The organism is Mycobacterium sp. (assembly GCF_049647605.1).
Classification (GTDB): Bacteria; Actinomycetota; Actinomycetes; order Mycobacteriales; family Mycobacteriaceae; genus Mycobacterium.
Window position 1 is genome coordinate 84494 of record NZ_JBARXZ010000099.1, and the last position, 17866, is coordinate 102359.

The following is a 17866-nucleotide window of genomic DNA, read 5'->3' on the forward strand; positions in this document are numbered from 1 at the left end:
GCTTCGCCCGCCGGGCCGGGCGCTGGGGCGGGAGGCCTGTTGAAAGACAGATCATCTCGAATTCATCATGGGTTGATCGCGTCGGCTGTGGTACTGCCGCCCATCGGCGCGGTTCTGATCTTGCTGGCCTACCACGTGGCTGCGGGGCTCGCCGAGCCGGGATCCGCGCAGTTTGCGTTGTTCTGGGCAGGTTTCCTGCTGGGGATGCTGCCGCTTGCGGCGCTGGCATGCACGGGTGGTATCAACGGTGCGACGCGCGCTGCGGCGCTGGTCGGCATCGGTCTCTTCGGGACGATCCCGCGCCTTCTGCGTACCAGCCCCGCCGGGTCCGATGAGTTCACGCATCTGCGGCAGTCCATAGAAGCGTTCTTCGCCGGCGAAGTCGGACACGTCTCGTATCTGTTGCCGATCACCAAGGAATTCCCCGGCCTGCATCAGGTGGCCAGCGCGATCGCCCGGCTGACGGGCCTGTCCCTGTGGCACTCGGGCCTGGCAGTGGTGATCGCGGCACATGTCCTGTCGGTTCTTGCGGTCTATCAGCTCATCCGCGCGGTCGGTGTCCCGGCTCGAGGCGCGGGTGCCGGGGCCGTGATCTACACGCTCAATCCGTCCTGGCTTCTGTTCAATGCCACGTTCTCCTACGAAAGCCTGGCTCTTCCCATCCTTCTGTGGTGCTTGGCGGCAACCATCGCAGCGTGCCGCGCCACCGACAAGCCCGCCGTGCGGTCGCTGGCTGCGGCGGTGCTGTGTGTCGTGGCACTTCCGGTCATCCATCACCTGACCACGCTGTTCTTGGCGTTGATCCTGATATTGCTCATCACCGCTTTGGTGACGCAGAGGTTGTGGCTGCTCATCGCCGGCCGAACCGGCGAACAGCGTGGGCGGATATGGCCGATGCTGCTCGTGGCGTACTGCCTCGCGATGTCGGTGATGTATTGGTGGTCGGGCAATTTCGGTTGGCTGATGTCCTATCTGAGCCCCGCATGGACCCGGGGCTTCGCGCAGATCAAAGCGATTCTCGATGGCGCGGTCCTGTCTTCGGGGGGCCGCAGGGGTCTGTTCAGCGGAGCACCGAATCCAGCCTACGAAATCGTCTCCGGCTATCTCTACCCGGTGATCACGTTGGTGCTGTTCCTGCTGTCACTTGCGGTCCTGTGGCACCGTCGACGCCAGATCGGCCCGGCGATCTGGGCGTTTGCGGTGCTGGCGTCGTTGTACTTCCTGAGCATGCCGATGGTGCTGACCAAGGGCGGCGCCGAAGGGGCACATCGCTCATGGGCGTTCAGCTTCATCGGTATCGCGGTGCTGTGCGGTGTGGCTTGGTCCTTCAGCCCGGGACTGCGTGACGTCATCGCAGCGCGGGGGACCCGACCGCGTTGGCTGGCGAACGCCTTCGATCACCGCCGCGTGAGAGTCGGTGCCGCGGCTTTGGTGTTCACCTTCCTGGCCATCGGCGGAGTGGTCCTGGGAACCCCGGTGTCCGGCCGCTTCCCGGGCAGCGCGAACGTGGGTGACGACACCCGATCGGTATCCAAGGAGGGCGGCGCCGTAGCCGCCTGGCTGGCGGCGAACACGCCCATCGACACGCCGGTTCTGGCGGATCGCTATGTGTCGCATCAAGTCGGTTCCGTGGGCCGGATGGCTTCGTTGCGTCCCAGTGCGACGTTTCCCATCTGGGATCTCTACATGCGCGCCGAACCGGTGACTCCAGAAGTGCTGAAACAGATCCTGGGGGCCAAGATCCGCTATTTTGTCGTCGACGCACGCATGGCCACCACGCGACCGCGTTTGGGTTACTGGTTCACCAAAGATGAACCGGGTGCCGACGGGAACCTCGTGTTCCCGCAGTCGGCCATCGATCGATTCGACTGCCTGCCGTGGTTACAAGGTGTCTATGGCGCCGGCCCACTGACTGTCTATCAAGTCAACCGAGTTGTCCTGCAACGGACCATGGCCGGAAGTTGCCAAGGGTGGGTGACGTAGTGGTCAACGATCTCGAGAGCATCCCCCGGGGCGGGCGTACCAGATCGCCCGAGGCAGACCCCGGCCGCCGCCCTGAACCGGCGCCTGGCCGCTTCGCTGCCGCGGGGATGCCCGTCGTCCTGGGCATCCCCGACGCCGCTGCCGGACGGCACCGGCGCTCTCTGTCACCATTCCGAGCCGCACGCCAGCTTCCGTTGGACCGGATTGCCCGGGGGCGGCTGCTGTGGTGGTCTGCAGTGGGCATCGGATGCCTGCTCATGGCCCATCGAATGAGACCGGAAGGGACCGGGCTCTTCAGCGGGCCCACCGATCTACTCGGCTGGATTGCGGTGGTGTGCGGGTTCATCGGGATCTGGCTGGTACCTGGGTTGTGGTTGTCCGCTCTGGTGATGAGAACCGGCGCCGGTCTGGCGGCGTGGCTGGGGACCCGAGTGGGGGTTGCTCTGGCGTGGTACGTGCTGCTCGGCCCGGTCATCCACGACTTCGGCCGTGGGGCTCTGATCACCACGGTCGGTCTTCTGGTGGCCACATCAGCGGCCACCGCTGCCGTGTGTTTCGGTGTGACGCTGGGCTTTTCCCGATGGCCCGGGCGGGTTTGGCTTCGTGGTGTCATTGCCGCAGTTCTGGGCGGTGCGGTTGCCCAGGGTGTCATCTGGTTGTCCATGCGGACGTGGACCTACGACATGAACTATTCGGAGATCCGGCGGCTGGACTGGCTGATCGTATCGGTGTGCGCACTGCTTGCCACAGTCGGAACACTGAGCCGTCCGAAGCTGCCGTCGATGTGGTCACCGCAGGTGTTGTGCGCGACGGTGGTGACTCTTGCCGTCGTCGCGACCACTCTCGGAGTTCTGGAGACAACCGAACCCAGATGGTCACCGAGCCAACAGATGCCGTCCGCGTTCAGTGCCGAGCAAACCACCGCCCCACCTGGATCCGACATGGCCTTCGCCTTGACCGGCATCGGCCCCGATGGACCTGCGCGCATCGAGCAGGCTCGATTCGCGGCGTACGACACCATCGGTCGCCAGGTTTCGATCGAAGCCCGGTTGGTGCCGGCCGACGACACGACGGACCGGGCAACCCTGCTCGTCACACTCGAACGAAGCAGCCAACAGGTGCTGTGCGAACCCCACGGGGTCGGCAGCCTCCTCGAACCCGGGCGGGCCATCCTCAATCCGCTGATGCGACCGCCGGTGAAGCTCACCCTGCGTGACCTGACATCGGGTATGCGGGTGCAGGGCGTCGTCTACCGCGAGTGGTGCTCCGAATGACTGCCCGTGGTCTCTGGGGCAACAGTTTTGCCCTGCTCGCGACGACAAATCTCACTGCGCTGCTCGGCTATGTGTTCTGGATGGTATGTGCGCGCAGTTTTCCCGCCAGCACCATCGGTCAGGCCAACACGGTGATCGCGGCGATGACATTGGTCGCCATGTTGACCGTCGCTGGTTTTGTCCCATCACTCACCCGGACATTGCCGGGCGCCAGCCCGGACGAACTCAGTGGGATCTGCAGCACCGCTTTTGTCGTCACCACCACCGTTTCCGGGGTTGCCGGAGTCATCGGGGCGCTCCTACTGCCGGATCATCTGCTCGACGAGGTCGGTGCCGGCTGGTTGATGGGCCTGGTGGGAGTCGGTGCGGTGGGAACCGCGCTGCTGTTGGTGGTCAACGCGGCATTGCTGGGAATCCGGCGTGCTGAACTCACGTTGTTCGGCACCGTCACGGGAAGCGTGTTGCGGCTCGTCACGGTGTTCGTGTTGATCGCGGTGGGCGTGGTCGCGGTGGGCGCCGACGTGAGCGCCGCCCACGCGATACTGATGCTCTGGGTGGCATCGCTGTTGGTGTCTTTGGGCCTGTCGATGCGTTTACTCATCCGCGCTGCGCCGGGGTTTCGATTCCGGCCCAGCAGGACTTGGTTGTCGCGCCACGGTGCACCGGTGGCATGGGATCACATCGCGACCCTCGCCGTCCGGTCGCCCACATTTGTGATACCGATTCTGGCCGCTGCGATGTTCCCCGCCGCCCAAGTGGGATACATGGCGATGACGGCGATGATCAGCGGCGCCTTCTTCGCGGTCGCCGCGGCGGTGTCAGGTGCATTGCTGGCCGACTGCGCCGATGAGCCACAACGACTTCGGGCACAAGCCCGCAGAGCCATGCAGCTGATCGCCGCGCTCCTCGTGGTGCCGGTGGCGGTCACCTGTGTGCTGGCATCGAAGGTGCTCAGTCTGTTCGGCCCGGACTATGCCGCATACAGCAGCCTGCTCATCCTGCTGTTGTTGTCCACCTTTCCGGACGCGTTGATCAACGTCGGTATCACCGTTCTGCGGGTACGGCGCAGATTGGTGCTGGTGGCCGCTGTCACCGTGGTGGGTGCGGCCATCACCATCGGTGGGTCCTGGCTTCTGATGCCGAGCCTGGGGATCATCGGGGCCGGATGGTCGATCCTGACCTCACAGGTGATCGTCGCGATCACCTTGATGGTGTTCGGCTTTCGGCGAAGCGCGTCATCACAGGAACCGCCGGCCATGGCCGGCCAGCGCATTGCCGGGGCGCTGCGGATCGGGCGGCCATGACCTCTTCTGGACACGTCGACCAATCTCTGGACAGCGGCTCGCGACTGCGCGGACTGCGGGTCCTGCACGCCATCGACAGTTTTCTGCCGAATGTCGGCGGCCTCGAGCTCTCGATCGGGTCACTGGCCAGGGCGCAAGTGCGGCTGGGCCGCGTCGTGGCGGTCGCCACCGCACAACATCCCGACGCTGCCGACCGCGAGGACCTCGATGGTGTCGAAGTGCACCGGCTGCCCATGGCGATGGCTCATGTGCCTGGTGCCTACGCGTCGCGCACCCACCTGTTTTTCCCGCCGGTTCCCGATCCGCTCTTCGCCCGCGCATTCGCCGCCCTGATCAAGAGATTCCGCCCAGATGTCATCCACGTACGGGGGTGGATTCTCTACAGCGTGCTCGGGCCGGCCCGTCGCGCCGGCGTACCGGTCATCGCGAGCGCACACGATCACAGCCAGGTGTGCGCCACCAAGATCATGCTCCACCACGGTCGCAGTGTCTGTTCGGAACCCGGCTTGGGCAAGTGCATCAGCTGCGCGCATTCGCAATACGGGCTCAAGGGGATTCCGCTGGCGGCCGGGCTGCACCAGCTGGGGTCGCGTCGGCATCGGGACGTCGCACTGTGGACGGCGACGTCGTCGGCGCTCGCGGCCCGCGGTTCGGCTCCTCGGCCCGCTGACAGTGATGCGATGACGGTGATCCCGACGTTCATCGACGACGACCTGCTGGCCTTGGCTTCCGACAAACGGACCGAGCGTCGCCCTGACTTCGTCCCGGCCACGGGGCCCTATCTGTTCTATGCGGGTGCCCTCGGCGCGCACAAGGGCGTCGACGTGCTTCTCGAGGCCCATACCCGGCTCCGAACACAAGGGTGCGACGTGCCCTTGGTCCTGGCCGGCCTGCCCCGTGACGATTTCCCGATCGACAGCAGACCCGGTGTCATCGTCGCCACCAACGTCCCTGCGCCTGCGGTGGTCGCGGGATGGCGGCACGCCATCGTCGGTGTGGTGCCGAGTGTGGTGCCCGAGGGGTTCGGCCGCGTCGCTGTGGAGTGCCTGGCGGCCGGCACCCCGTGTGTGGTCTCGGCGCTCGGCGGTTTGCTCGACATCGTCACCGACGGTGTGGATGGGCTGCACGTGGCACCGGGGGACGCAGTGGAGCTCTCGGATGCGATACGGCGTCTGCTCGACGACAAGACCTTGCGATCTCGGCTGGCGGCGGCCGGACCCGCCAAGGCGGCCGGTTTCACGTTGTCCCACGTGACGCCGCTGGTCGACGAGTTGTATCTGGAGGTCTTGGACCAATCCGCTCGAGCAGAGGTGGTGTGATCGTGACATTCTCCAGCACAACAGATTCCGATGTGAGCCCGGGGTTGTCCACCATCCCGTTGGTATGGATGTACCACTCGATCGCGCCCTACGATGAGGATCCCTTCGAGGTGACGATGACCCCGCAGCGCTTCGAGAGCCAGATGCGTTGGTTGCAACGCCGGGGACTGCAGGGCGTCTCGATGGCCGAACTGCTCCGGGAGAAGGCGCAAGGGCGGGCTCGTCGGATGGTGGGTCTCACCTTCGATGACGGCTATCAGGACTTCATCACCAACGCGCTGCCGGTGCTCCAGCGATACGGCTACACAGCAACACTGTTTGTGCTTGCCGGCCGGCTCGGTGGGCGTAACGAATGGAGTAGGCCCGGGCCGGACAAGGCGCTCCTGACGGCAAGCCAGCTGCGCGAGATCGACGGGGCCGGAATGGAGATCGGCTCACACGGACTCGAGCACATCTCCTTGGTGAAGGCCGACGACGCAGCGCTGACCGCCGAAGCGGCACGCAGTCGGCTGATCCTGCAGCAGCTGCTCGACAAGGAGATAGCAGGCTTCTGCTATCCGTACGGCTATCTGGATGCCCGCGTGGTGGAGGCATCGAAGGCGGCCGGATACGACTACGCGTGTGCGGTCACACCGTCGAGTTCTATCGGACGCCACGCCATTCCGCGGACGTTGGTGCACGAGGGCGACACGTCGTGGCGGCTGGATGCCAAGCGGATCGTCTCAACACTCACCGTGGGCAATCGCCTCGGTGTTCGGCGCTACCGGGGAGATCAATGATGCGCGTCGCCGTAGTCGGACAAGGATATGTAGGCCTGCCGTTGTCGGTCCGCGCCGCACAGGTGGGACATCACGTCGTGGCGTACGACATCGACGAATCTCGGATGAAACGGCTGCATGCCGGTGAGTCCTATATCGAAGACGTCTCCGACGAGGACCTGATCGCGATCCTGGAGGCGGACACGTTTCACCCCTCGTCGGAAGCGCGCGCCTGCGCGGCCTTCGACGTCGCCATCATCGCGGTCCCGACCCCGCTGCGTGAAGGCGTGCCGGACCTGCGCTACATCGAGGAGTCGGCGCACACTCTCGCGCGCTACCTACGGCCGGGTGCGACCGTCATCGTCGAGTCCACCACCTACCCGGGTACCACCCAGGAACTGGTCGCACCGATCCTCGAGGAAGGCTCAGGCCTGGTTGCCGGCCTCGATTTCCACCTCGGGTACAGCCCCGAACGCATCGATCCGGGCAACGCCACCTGGACTCTGGTGAATACACCAAAAATCGTGTCCGGCGTCGACGACGCGTCGTTGGCGTCCGTGCGGGCGTTCTACGACACCATCGTCGAGACGACGATTCCCGTGGTGTCGCCGCGCGAAGCCGAACTGGCCAAGCTGGTGGAGAACACCTTCCGGCACGTCAACATCGCCCTGGTGAACGAGATCGCGATATTTGCACATGAACTCGGCATCGACGTATGGGACGCGATCGATGCCGCCTCGACAAAGCCGTTCGGATTCATGCGTTTCACGCCCGGACCGGGTGTCGGTGGGCACTGCCTGCCGATCGACCCGTCCTATCTGTCGTGGTGTGTGGAGCGCACCCTTGGCCACAACTTCCGATTCGTCGAGCTCGCCAACGACGTCAACGAGCACATGCCCGATCATGTGGTGCGGCGAATCACGATGGAGCTCAACTCCGCACGACAGGCAGTCAATGGTTCCCGCATCCTCCTTCTCGGGTTGTCGTACAAGAAGAACACCGGTGACGCGCGAGAGTCCCCGTCGGTGCGTGTGGCCCAGCTCCTCGCCGCGATGGGGGCCCAGGTGCTGGGCGCCGATCCCCACATCGTGGAGGCCGGGCACCTCGACGGACTGCTGCGTCGTGTCGATCCGACGCCCGAGGAACTGGCGTCGGCTGATGCCGTCGTCTTGCTGACCGACCACGACGGGTTCGATTTCGACGAGATCACCACTCACGCAAAGCTGGTCCTCGATTGCCGACACCGGGTCCGGGGGTCCAATGTCCGATACCTGTGATTCCGGGGACGGTCAGGAGAACGCGGGAGCGCGCCGATCCCGCCGGAAGTGGATCATCGTCGTCGCATTCGCCGTGGTGCTCGCCGGCATGGCTGGATACGGCCTCGACGTCCGAACCCCGGTGGGAATTGCGGAGCCCGGAACGCAGCAGCGTGGATTTGCCCTACCGTCCTGGCAGGAGCGCGGATACGACGGTGCCGATGTAGAACAGTCGCTCGGCGAGATACAGGCGTTGGGTGCGACGTGGGTTCAGTTCAATCCCACGTGGTATCAGACGACCCGGCATTCGAATGCCATGGTCCGGACGCCGGCCACAGTCAGCGATACCGGCCTGGAGCGGGCGATCGCACTGGCCCATCAGCGGGGACTGAAGGTATTCCTCAAGCCGCACATCGACTTACCGGTTCCTGGTCAGGACAGCCGCAACAACATCCTGCCCGACGACCGTGGCGCCTGGTTCGCCGGGTACACCGCCTTCATCACCCACTACGCCGCGATGGCGCAACGACTGGGCGTGGAACAGTTCGCGATGGGCACTGAACTGTCGTCGATCAGTGATGACCGAGAGGCCTGGTTACGGGTGATCGATGCGGTGCGTGCGCAGTACGGCGGAGTGCTCACCTATGCGGGAGGACGAGACTGGGCCACGGTTTCGTTCTGGGATGCGGTGGATCTCATCGGCCTCGACGCCTTCTTGGCACTCGGTGTCGCACCCACCGCCGACGTCGAGGTGCTGCGCGCGGCATGGCAACCGGCAGTGGATCAGATGGCGGCCCTGTCCGCGAGATACGGCCGCAAGATCCTGTTCACCGAGGCCGGCTACACCAGCCAGCGGGGAACCATCACCGACCCCTCCAATTGGAGGATCAGCGCAACACCGGATCAGGCCGAACAAGCCGCCGCCTACCAAGCGCTGTTGGCGACCTTCAGTGACGAACCGTGGTGGGAGGGTGTCCATTGGTGGGTGTGGATCACCCCACCGGGCACCGAGGCTGAACCGCTCGACTATTCGCCCCGCGGCAAGCTCGCCGAGGGGGTGGTGCGTCGATGGTGGGTGCCATGATCCACGACGTTCGTGCGGTCACACTCGCCCCGATGACGCGGGCCGACATACCGGCGGTGGCACAGCTTTTCCACCGCGAGCTCAGCTCGGGCGCCGCACCGGAGGCCTGGTGCCGGGTGATGGACGTTCCGTGGGCTGTCGAACAACCCAACCATGGCTATCTGTTGCGCGACAACACTCGTGTGGTGGGCGCCTATCACGCCTTCTACTCGGAACGTGTGATCGACGGTCGACGGCACCAGATCTGCAATCTGGGTGCGTGGTGCGTCGAGGACAAACACCGCGCTGCCGGCTTGCGAATGCTGCGAGCTCTGCTCCGACAACCCGGCTATACCTTCACCGATCTGTCGCCGAGCGGCAACGTTCCGGCGCTGAACACCAGGCTCGGCTTCGCGATGCTCGACACGCAGACGGCGGTGATCCCCAACCTGCCGTGGCCATGGCGATCCCAGGGCGTGCGGGTGATCGACGGTCCGAAGGAGATGGACGAGCTCCTCTGCGGGCAGGAACAACAGATCTATCGCGACCACCGGGAAACGGTGGTCAACCATGTGGTGCTCGTCAAGGGCGACCGGCACTGCTACCTCGTGTTCCGTCGGGAAACGCGGCGGCATCTTCGCGTGTTCGCCTCGATCCTGTACGTCAGTGATCCTGAGCTGTTTCGGGAATGCGCACCGCATCTCTACCGATATCTGTTGCTACGACACGGAATGGCGGCCACGCTGGTCGAGCTCCGAGTTCTCGGATATCGCCCCGCAAGGTCGGTCATGACGGCGGGCTGCCCCAAGATGTATCTCAGTGAAGACCTCGCTCCAGGCCAGGTGGACTACCTCTACAGTGAACTCACCTGTCGCGCATGGTAACTCGACGCACGGACGGAATTGATCCAGAACCATGAGGACAAACCTTCATCACCTCATCGAGGACCGCGCTCGGTCACATCCCGAGACGCCGGCCCTGACCTTCAAGCGAGAGACGCTCGGCTATGGCGAGCTCTGGAACCGGATCCTCGCTGCTGCCACCGGCCTTGATGGTCTCGGCGTCATGCGTGAACAGCGGGTGGCGGTGTACCTGGACAAACGACCCGAGACGGTGGTGGCGGTATTCGGAGCCTCTGCCGCCGGTGCCGTGTTTGTTCCCCTGAATCCTCTTCTGCGGCCCGCGCAAGTCGGACACATTCTGCGCGACTGCGGAGTTCGGGTCCTCATCACGTCAGCGGAGCGCCTGGCGCTGTTGCGTGACGAACTCGCATCATGCCCTGACATCACCGACGTGATACTCGTCGGTACCCCAGAGGTCGAGTCGCAACACCGCGGACATCACCGGATCCATCTGTGGGACACGTTGTCCGGACCAGTTCGGAATGCTCCTGCTTCCGGCGTCATCGACCTCGACATCGCCGCCATTCTGTACACCTCAGGAAGTACGGGCCGGCCCAAGGGTGTGGTGCTCAGTCACCGCAATCTGTTGGCAGGCGCTGAGAGCGTCACCGCCTATCTCGGCAACACTGCTGATGACGTGCTGCTCGCCGCGCTGCCGCTGAGTTTCGACGCCGGCTTCAGTCAGCTGACAACCGCCTTCGCCGTCGGTGCGCATGTCATTCTGACCAACTATCTGCTACCTCAAGACATCCCGAAACTGTGTGCGCGACACCGGGTCACCGGAATCACCTGCGTGCCACCGTTGTGGATCCAGATCGCCGACCAGAATTGGCCGGAGGCTGCCAGAACTTCACTGCGATACTTCGCGAACACCGGTGGCCGGATGCCCAAGCCCACCTTGGACACCTTGCGCGAGGTGTTTCCGTCCGCGAAACCGGTTCTCATGTACGGACTCACCGAGGCATTCCGGTCGACCTACCTCGACCCCGGCGAAATCGATCGTCGCCCCGGTTCGATCGGCAAGGCGATTCCGGGCGCGGAGATCCTCGTCGTCCGACCCGACGGCTCGATCTGCGATCCGGGCGAAGAGGGCCAACTCGTCCACCGCGGTCCTCACGTCGCGCTGGGCTACTGGAATGACCCCGAACGCACTGCTGAGCGCTTCCGCCCGGTTCCTGGCCGCGAGCAGCCTTGGCGTACCGGCGAAGTGGCGGTGTGGTCAGGTGACACAGTGGTGGCCGACAGTGACGGCTTCCTCTACTTCGTCGGTCGTGAGGACGACATGATCAAGACGTCGGGCTATCGGGTCAGCCCCACGGAGATCGAAGAGGCGGCCTATTCCACCACCCTGGTGCGTGACGCGGTGGCGTTGGGAATCGAGGATGCCAGGCTGGGGCAACGGGTGCTTCTGGTGGTGGCCCCGGCAACGGCCGACTTCGACCTCTCCGTGCTGCTCACCGGCATGCGTAACCGGCTGCCGTTGTACATGGTTCCTCACTCGATCGTGGTTCGTGATGAGATTCCCCGGTCGCCCAACGGGAAGTTCGATCGGGCCCGGCTGCGTGAGGAGCTGGCGTCATGAGCCCACGTCCGGTGATCGCGGCATTCGGCACCATGGACGGTCAGCTGGCGGTGGGCGGAATGCCGCTGGACCGTCTCACTGCACGCGTCGGTTCGACGCCGTACTTTGCCTACGATCGGAGCTTGCTGACGGCTCGCGTCGACGTGCTCAGGGCGGCGTTGCCACCGGCGGTGCAACTCGGCTACGCGGTGAAGGCCAACCCCATGCCGGCCGTGGTGCAACACCTGGCCGGCCTTGTCGATGCGCTCGATGTTGCCTCCACGCTGGAGATGCGGACCGCCCTGGACACACCGATGCCCGCCGAGAAGATCAGCTTCGCCGGACCGGGCAAAACCGCAGCCGAGATCCGGCAGGCCGTCGGGGCAGGGGTCACGATCGAAATGGAGTCGGTCACCGAAGCGCGCCGGGTGATCGATGCCGGCGAGAGGCTCGGTGTCCGCCCGCGTGTGGCGGTCAGGGTCAATCCCGACTTCCAGGTGAAGGGGTCGGGCATGCGGATGGGCGGTGGACCTCAGCAGTTCGGTGTGGATGCCGAGGAGGTACCCGACTTCCTGACCATGATCGCGGCAACCGGTTTGGAGTTTGTCGGCTTCCACGTCTTCGCGGGTTCGCAGAACCTGAACGCAGAGATTCTCTGCGAGGCGCAGCGCAAGACCGTCGAGCTGATCCTGGCGCTTGCTGAAAAAGCGCCCGCGCCCGTGCGTTACGTCAATCTCGGTGGTGGTTTCGGTATCCCGTATTTCGACAAGGATGCTCCGCTCGACCTCGATGTGATCGGAGCGAACCTGGCAGATCTGATCGAGGGCAAGGTGATGACGAACCTGCCCGAAGCGCGTGTCGTGATCGAGCTCGGCCGCTACATCGTGGGCGAGTGCGGCATATACGTCACCCGGGTGGTCGATCGAAAGGTGTCGAGGGGGCGGACGTACCTGGTGGTGGACGGCGGGATGCACCACCAGCTGGCGGCATCCGGGAACTTCGGTCAAGTGATCCGGCGCAACTACCCGATCGCGGTCGGCAACCGGATCACCGAGCCTGGTGAACTGACGGCCACCGTCGTCGGCTGTCTGTGCACCCCGCTGGATCTGCTGGGCGACGAGGTTCGACTTGCGGATGCCGGAATCGGAGATCTGATCGTGGTGTTTCACGCCGGTGCCTACGGATTGACCGCCAGTCCGACCGCCTTCCTGGGGCATCAACCGCCCGTTGAAGTGATCGTCTGAGTGATACCACCCGAGAAAGAGGACAGTTCGATGAACTCAAGCCAGGACACGATCCAGCGAGTGGCCGCCGTGATCGCAAAAACACTTGGTATCCAAGATCGTGTTCACACCCTGGATGCTTCGACCGAGTTGTTCGGAAGCTTGCCCGAGCTGGACTCGTTGGCGGTGGTCGCCCTGGCTGTCAACCTGGAAAGAGAGTTCGGTTTCGAGATCGACGACGAGGATTTCACCGGAGACACTTTCGAAACAGTCGGCAGTCTTGCCGAATTCGTCGAGCAGAGCAAGGTGCAATCAGCCGCACATTGAGAAGATGGGATGACACCATGCAACTCCTGGAAAGCCTTGACCAGATTCGCACCCCCCGGGGGCGTCGATGGTTGCGGCGCACTGCGCGCCAGCGTCTGTACTCGCGTCGCGAGTCGGTCTGTCTCCGAAGAGATCTGGCCGTGCCGTTCACACCGCCGCCGGCAAAGATCGCTTTGCACATCCGACGGCTCGAAGCTGAGGATGACCTCTCGTTCCTCGACGACGAGCCGGAGCTGTCGGCCAAGGATGCCCAACTGCGGGCCGATCAACGCTGGCTCCTGAGCTCCAATCTGCCGACCTGCTGGGTCGCCGTCGACCCGGCCGGAAAGATCTGCTTCATGACCTGGATGCTCACATCGCAGGACAATGCGCTGATCCGAGAACTGTGGGGGGACTGGCTTCCAAAGATCAAACCGGATGAGGTGTTGATCGAAGGGATCTACACCGCCGAAAGCCATCGAGGACTTGGCATCATGGCGGACGCCGCTACGCGCATCGCCGAGGGCGCGCTCGCAACTGGTGCGCGGTACGGTCTCGGCTTCATCGGCTCAGGCAATTCGCCATCTCTGAGAGCAGGCGAGAAGGCCGGATGGATCCCGTTCCTCACGCGTGAAGAGGGCTGGGTACTGTTTCGCCGGCGAGTGCGGTTCTCTCCAGTCGTCGATGCTCACGGCACCGAATGATCGACTGGGCAGTTCGACGGCGCAACAGCACCGGAGAATCGATCCGCGATCCAGCTTTCCACAGCGGGGGCGGCCTTCCACATCATCTCGCGATGCGTGACGTCCGGCATCTCCAGGTATTCGATGTGGCCCCCGAGTGAACAGCTCTGCGTCACCGCGTATTGCACCCATTGGGGCAGCACCAGCGCATCGCGTCCCCCGGCGATCACGAGCATCGGCTTGTTGAGCCTCCGCTGGGGCAGAGCCGTTTCTCGCAGCGCGTCCGCCAGTGCGGTGACGTCTCGAGCGGTGTCGGGCTTCAACGCGTTCGACTCGCGGATACGGTCCACGGCTTCGCTCCACGGAGCCGGCACCGTGGAGGTCTCGGCTGTTTCGGTCGCGGCGGGTTCGCATCGACTGAGCCGTCGTTCGCTGGCCTCGAGCGACCCATGGAGAAAAGAACGAGCGTCCAGATCGTGGTTGTAGCGGGTCACCCCGAGAATGAGCAGGGGGTAGAGGGCGCGCTGCTCATCGGTCATCGCCCCGGACCGTGCCAGGTCGGCCACGGCCGTGACGTTGGCGGCGGGTGCCAAGGCGACACTTCCCTTGAACTGCAGGTCGATCCCGTAGAAGGCATTCAACTCGTTGGCGGCCCACACCGCCTGGCCGCCTTGCGAATAGCCGACTCCCACCCACCGCGCTGCTGTCGCCGGCGACAGGTTTCGTATCGCTCGTACCGCGTCGATGGTGTTGAATGCCGCGGTCCGGGCTTCGAGATACGGGTGGCTTCCGGTCTCGCCGAGACCCTCGTAGTCGGTGGCCGCCACCGCGTACCCTGCCGCCAGCAAGGACTCGATTGACGACGCGTAACCCATGAGGTTCGGCTGCAGAGAGGGGCCGCAGTCGTGTCCGATACCGGTGGTGCCATGGGCCAGCGAGACCACCGGCCAGCCACCGGCCGGGGGGTTGCCTCGGGGCAGGAAGAACACTCCCGAGACCTCCGTCGCCCGGCCGTCCATGCCGGATACCGATCCGTACGACGCGCGCCAGGCCTCACCGACATTCGATTCCGGGTCATCGAAAGGTGGATCCGCATAGGGCTCTTGGCGGATCACCTGACCTCGGCCTGCCCAGACGTCTGCCGTGATCTGAGGCAGCGGCACCACGATCGGATCGGAGATCGCGCCCGGTCGCACCGTCGGTGCGCAACCGGCCACACCCGACAAGATGATCATCGCCACTGCCGCGAAAGTGAGTCGGCGACTCAGCTGCGCCAGCCGAATGCGCACGTCAGGCCCCGACCATGACGAGTGGACGCCGGAACTGTCGGCCGTCAAGGGGGCGCAGCCTCATCGCAACTTCTTTCGGATTCGTGGAGCCGAAGACCAGGCGCGGGTGGTGAACTCGGCAGCTCGGGCGATCATATCCTGGCGAAGAAGACTTGAGGTGCTGGAGGCGGCCAAATAGGGGCTGTGCTGGACGATCTCGCAACTGCAGAGTTGCTTGAATGCATTTCAGCAATCGTTCAGGAGAACAGGGCCGAGGAAGGGTGTGGTGTCTGGACTGTCAGTTGGGTGACGGCGCCGGGTGCCCGAGCCAGATGTCGGCGACCGACAAGCCTGTCCGGGTCAGAAGGCGCCGGATCAGCGGCAGGCTCAGCCCGATCACATTCGATGGATCGCCGTCGATGCGCTCGACGAACCAGCCGCCCAGCCCGTCCAGCGTGAAGCCGCCCGCGACTCCCAGCGGTTCCCCGCTGGCGATGTAGGCGGACAGATCTGCCGGCGTGGGTTCGCCGAAATGAATTGTGGTGGAGCCGGTCTCCACGCAACGGCCCCTGATTTCTCCGGCAGACAACCGGATCGCGCAGTGCCCGGTGAGCAGCTCGCCGGACCGCCCGGCCTGCGACTGCCACTGGGCGTGGGCGGCGGCGGCCGTGCCCGGCTTGCCGCGCAACTGCCCGTCGAGCAGCAGCATCGAATCGCAGCCGAGAACCACACAGTCGTCGGCAATCTCGCCGGGCAGAGTGCCGGCGACCTCGACGGCCTTCGCCGTGGCCAACGCGGCGACCACCTCAGCCGGCGGTGCCCCGGGCAATCCGGCGATGACGGCGTCCTCGTCGACACCGGAGACCTTCACAAGCGGTTCGACACCGGCCTGTCGGAGAACGTTCAACCGCCCCGACGAGGCCGATGCCAGCACCAGGCGCGTCATCGCCGCAAGTGAGTGCGTTCCAGGAGGGTCACGCGCTGCCAGCTGGTGTGGCCGTAGCGCAGTTTGTCGACCGGATGGCCCCACGGGTTGAGTTCCTGCGGGCCCGGTTCACCGGACCCACCGCCGGCGGCCGACAACACCGCAACCAGCGCGGCGATCTCCTCGTCGGTGGGTTCGCCCTTGAGGATCCGGATCTCGGTGGGCGGGGCCGCAGGTGCGTCGATCGTCATATCCCGTGGGTCGCTGACCTCGGTGATGTCGACGTGCTGAGACATAACAGGCTTCCGTTCTCGTCGGCTCGGGGGCTGGGGGACCAGTTGGACCTAGAGAGGGATGTTGCCGTGCTTCTTCGGCGGCACCTGCGAGATCTTGCGCTCGAGCAGCCGCAGCGCGGTGCCGATGTAACCGCGGGTGTGTGACGGTGGGATCACCGCGTCGACGTAACCGCGTTCGGCCGCGACGTACGGGTTCACCAGGGTGTCCTCGTAGTCCTGCTGCAGCTCCAGTCGCAGCGCGTCCACCTCTTGCGTCGACTGACCGTCAGCGGCCGCCTGCTTGAGCTGCTGACGGTAGACGAACCCGACGGCGCCGGAAGCACCCATCACGGCGATCTGGGCGGTCGGCCAGGCGACCACCACGTCGGCTCCCATGTCTTTGGAACCCATGACGCAGTACGCGCCACCGTAGGACTTGCGGGTGATGACGGTCACCTTGGCCACGGTGGCCTCACCGTAGGCGTACAGCAGCTTGGCGCCACGCCGGATGATGCCGTTGAACTCCTGGTCGGTGCCTGGCAGGAAACCGGGAACGTCGACCAACAGCACGATCGGGATGTTGAAGCAGTCGCAGGTCCGGATGAAGCGGGCGGCCTTCTCCGAAGCGTTGATGTCCAGGCAGCCGGCGAACTGGGTGGGCTGGTTGGCCACGATGCCGACCGGGCGCCCGTCGATCCGGCCGAAGCCCACCAGGATGTTGCCGGCGTAACCGGCCTGCACCTCGAGGAACTCTTCGTCGTCGAGGATCCGGGTGATGACCTCGTGCATGTCATAGGGCTGGTTCGGCGAATCCGGGATCAGCGTGTCGAGTTCGACATCCTCATCGGTGAGGTTGTCCTCGACCGCGCCCAGATGCGGCGGCGCCGGGTAGCGCGGCGGCTCGGCGTAGTTGTTCGGGGGAAGGAACGACAACAGATCGCGCACGTAGTCGAACGCGTCCTGTTCACCGGAGGCGACGTAGTGGGCGGTACCCGACTTCGCCATGTGCGTGTGGGCGCCACCGAGCTCCTCCATGGTGACGTCCTCGCCGGTGACGGTCTTGATGACGTCGGGTCCGGTGATGAACATCTGGCTGGTCTGGTCGACCATGATGACGAAGTCGGTCAGCGCCGGCGAGTACACGTGCCCGCCGGCGGCGGCGCCCATGATCAGCGAGATCTGCGGGATGACGCCGGAAGCCAGGATGTTGTTGCGGAAGATCTTGCTGTAGAGCCCGAGGGAGACGACACCCTCCTGGATCCGGGCGCCGGCGCCGTCGTTGATACCGATCAGCGGGCGCCCGGTCTTGACGGCCAGCTCCTGGACCTTGACGATCTTCTCGCCGTAGACCTCACCGAGGCTGCCGCCGAACACGGTGGCGTCCTGGCTGAAGATGCAGACTTCCCGGCCGTCGATGGTGCCGTAGCCGGTCACCACGCCGTCGCCGACCGGGCGGTTCTTGTCCAGGCCGAAGTTGGTGCTGCGATGCCGGGCCAGTGCGTCGAGCTCGACGAAGGACCCCTCGTCCAGCAGCGCGAAGATCCGTTCGCGGGCGGTCAGCTTGCCCTTGGCGTGCACCTTTTCGACTGCTGCCTCACCCACCGGGTGCTGAGCTTCCTGGGTGCGTCTGCGAAGGTCGGACAGCTTGCCCGCGGTGGTGTGGATATCGACCTTGTTCTCGGCGGGGACCCCGGTGTCAGGCTCGGTAACACTCGTCATGGAATCCGATGCTATCGGCTGCGTTCTTAGAGTTCCATTAGGGATGG

The 17866-nt window shown here is 64.8% G+C and carries 16 protein-coding genes; 12 read left to right on the plus strand and 4 right to left on the minus strand.

Annotated elements, in window-relative coordinates:
• The first annotated feature begins 39 nt into the window (after positions 1 to 39).
• The 12 genes from WBB07_RS12660 (at position 40) to WBB07_RS12715 (ending at position 13653) form a co-directional block, all read left to right on the plus strand.
• Positions 40 to 1983: a hypothetical protein gene (locus WBB07_RS12660; RefSeq protein WP_526308148.1), complete on the plus strand. Its 1944-nt coding sequence runs from the start codon at positions 40 to 42 to the stop codon at positions 1981 to 1983.
• Positions 1971 to 3257 carry a hypothetical protein gene (locus tag WBB07_RS12665; RefSeq protein ID WP_526308150.1) on the plus strand — a complete coding sequence of 429 codons (1287 nt, stop codon included), beginning with the start codon at positions 1971 to 1973 and terminating at the stop codon, positions 3255 to 3257. Before WBB07_RS12660 ends, WBB07_RS12665 begins: the two co-directional genes overlap by 13 nt.
• On the plus strand, positions 3254 to 4561 hold the full coding sequence (locus WBB07_RS12670) for an MATE family efflux transporter (RefSeq protein ID WP_526308152.1): 1308 nt from the start codon (positions 3254 to 3256) through the stop codon (positions 4559 to 4561). Before WBB07_RS12665 ends, WBB07_RS12670 begins: the two co-directional genes overlap by 4 nt.
• Complete coding sequence (locus WBB07_RS12675) at positions 4558 to 5880, plus strand: glycosyltransferase family 4 protein (RefSeq protein ID WP_526308154.1); 1323 nt, start codon at positions 4558 to 4560, stop codon at positions 5878 to 5880. The genes WBB07_RS12670 and WBB07_RS12675 overlap by 4 nt, the downstream gene beginning before the upstream one ends.
• Positions 5881 to 5882: 2 nt before the next feature.
• Complete coding sequence (locus tag WBB07_RS12680; RefSeq protein WP_526308156.1) at positions 5883 to 6659, plus strand: polysaccharide deacetylase family protein; 777 nt, start codon at positions 5883 to 5885, stop codon at positions 6657 to 6659.
• Positions 6659 to 7915 (plus strand): nucleotide sugar dehydrogenase, encoded by a 1257-nt coding sequence (locus WBB07_RS12685; protein WP_526308158.1) that lies wholly within the window; start codon positions 6659 to 6661, stop codon positions 7913 to 7915. The genes WBB07_RS12680 and WBB07_RS12685 overlap by 1 nt, the downstream gene beginning before the upstream one ends.
• On the plus strand, positions 7899 to 8978 hold the full coding sequence (locus WBB07_RS12690; protein ID WP_526308160.1) for a glycoside hydrolase family 113: 1080 nt from the start codon (positions 7899 to 7901) through the stop codon (positions 8976 to 8978). Before WBB07_RS12685 ends, WBB07_RS12690 begins: the two co-directional genes overlap by 17 nt.
• Before the next feature lie 32 nt (positions 8979 to 9010).
• Positions 9011 to 9841 (plus strand): hypothetical protein, encoded by an 831-nt coding sequence (locus WBB07_RS12695; protein ID WP_526308162.1) that lies wholly within the window; start codon positions 9011 to 9013, stop codon positions 9839 to 9841.
• A 31-nt stretch (positions 9842 to 9872) separates the two neighbouring features.
• A complete protein-coding gene (locus tag WBB07_RS12700) occupies positions 9873 to 11441 on the plus strand; it encodes an acyl-CoA ligase (AMP-forming), exosortase A system-associated (RefSeq protein ID WP_526308164.1) in 1569 nt (522 codons plus the stop codon).
• Entirely contained in the window at positions 11438 to 12664 is a 1227-nt protein-coding gene (locus WBB07_RS12705; protein WP_526308166.1) for a pyridoxal-dependent decarboxylase, exosortase A system-associated, read from the plus strand. Before WBB07_RS12700 ends, WBB07_RS12705 begins: the two co-directional genes overlap by 4 nt.
• 30 nt (positions 12665 to 12694) lie before the next feature.
• Positions 12695 to 12970 carry an acyl carrier protein gene (locus WBB07_RS12710; protein ID WP_526308168.1) on the plus strand — a complete coding sequence of 92 codons (276 nt, stop codon included), beginning with the start codon at positions 12695 to 12697 and terminating at the stop codon, positions 12968 to 12970.
• Positions 12971 to 13110: 140 nt separating this feature from the next.
• A complete protein-coding gene (locus WBB07_RS12715; RefSeq protein ID WP_526308170.1) occupies positions 13111 to 13653 on the plus strand; it encodes a GNAT family N-acetyltransferase in 543 nt (180 codons plus the stop codon).
• Here WBB07_RS12715 and WBB07_RS12720 read toward each other — a convergent pair.
• The 4 genes from WBB07_RS12720 to WBB07_RS12735 form a co-directional block, all read right to left on the minus strand.
• Positions 13638 to 14969 carry an alpha/beta fold hydrolase gene (locus WBB07_RS12720; RefSeq protein WP_526308172.1) on the minus strand — a complete coding sequence of 444 codons (1332 nt, stop codon included), beginning with the start codon at positions 14967 to 14969 and terminating at the stop codon, positions 13638 to 13640. The two genes, WBB07_RS12715 and WBB07_RS12720, sit on opposite strands and share 16 nt — an antisense overlap.
• Positions 14970 to 15198: 229 nt before the next feature.
• On the minus strand, positions 15199 to 15846 hold the full coding sequence (locus tag WBB07_RS12725) for a Maf family protein (RefSeq protein ID WP_526308174.1): 648 nt from the start codon (positions 15844 to 15846) through the stop codon (positions 15199 to 15201).
• The gene (locus WBB07_RS12730; RefSeq protein WP_526308176.1) at positions 15843 to 16121 is read right to left on the minus strand and encodes an acyl-CoA carboxylase epsilon subunit; all 279 of its coding nucleotides are present in this window, start codon (positions 16119 to 16121) and stop codon (positions 15843 to 15845) included. The genes WBB07_RS12725 and WBB07_RS12730 overlap by 4 nt, the downstream gene beginning before the upstream one ends.
• 48 nt (positions 16122 to 16169) lie before the next feature.
• Entirely contained in the window at positions 16170 to 17819 is a 1650-nt protein-coding gene (locus tag WBB07_RS12735) for an acyl-CoA carboxylase subunit beta (protein ID WP_526308178.1), read from the minus strand.
• Positions 17820 to 17866 lie beyond the last annotated feature (47 nt).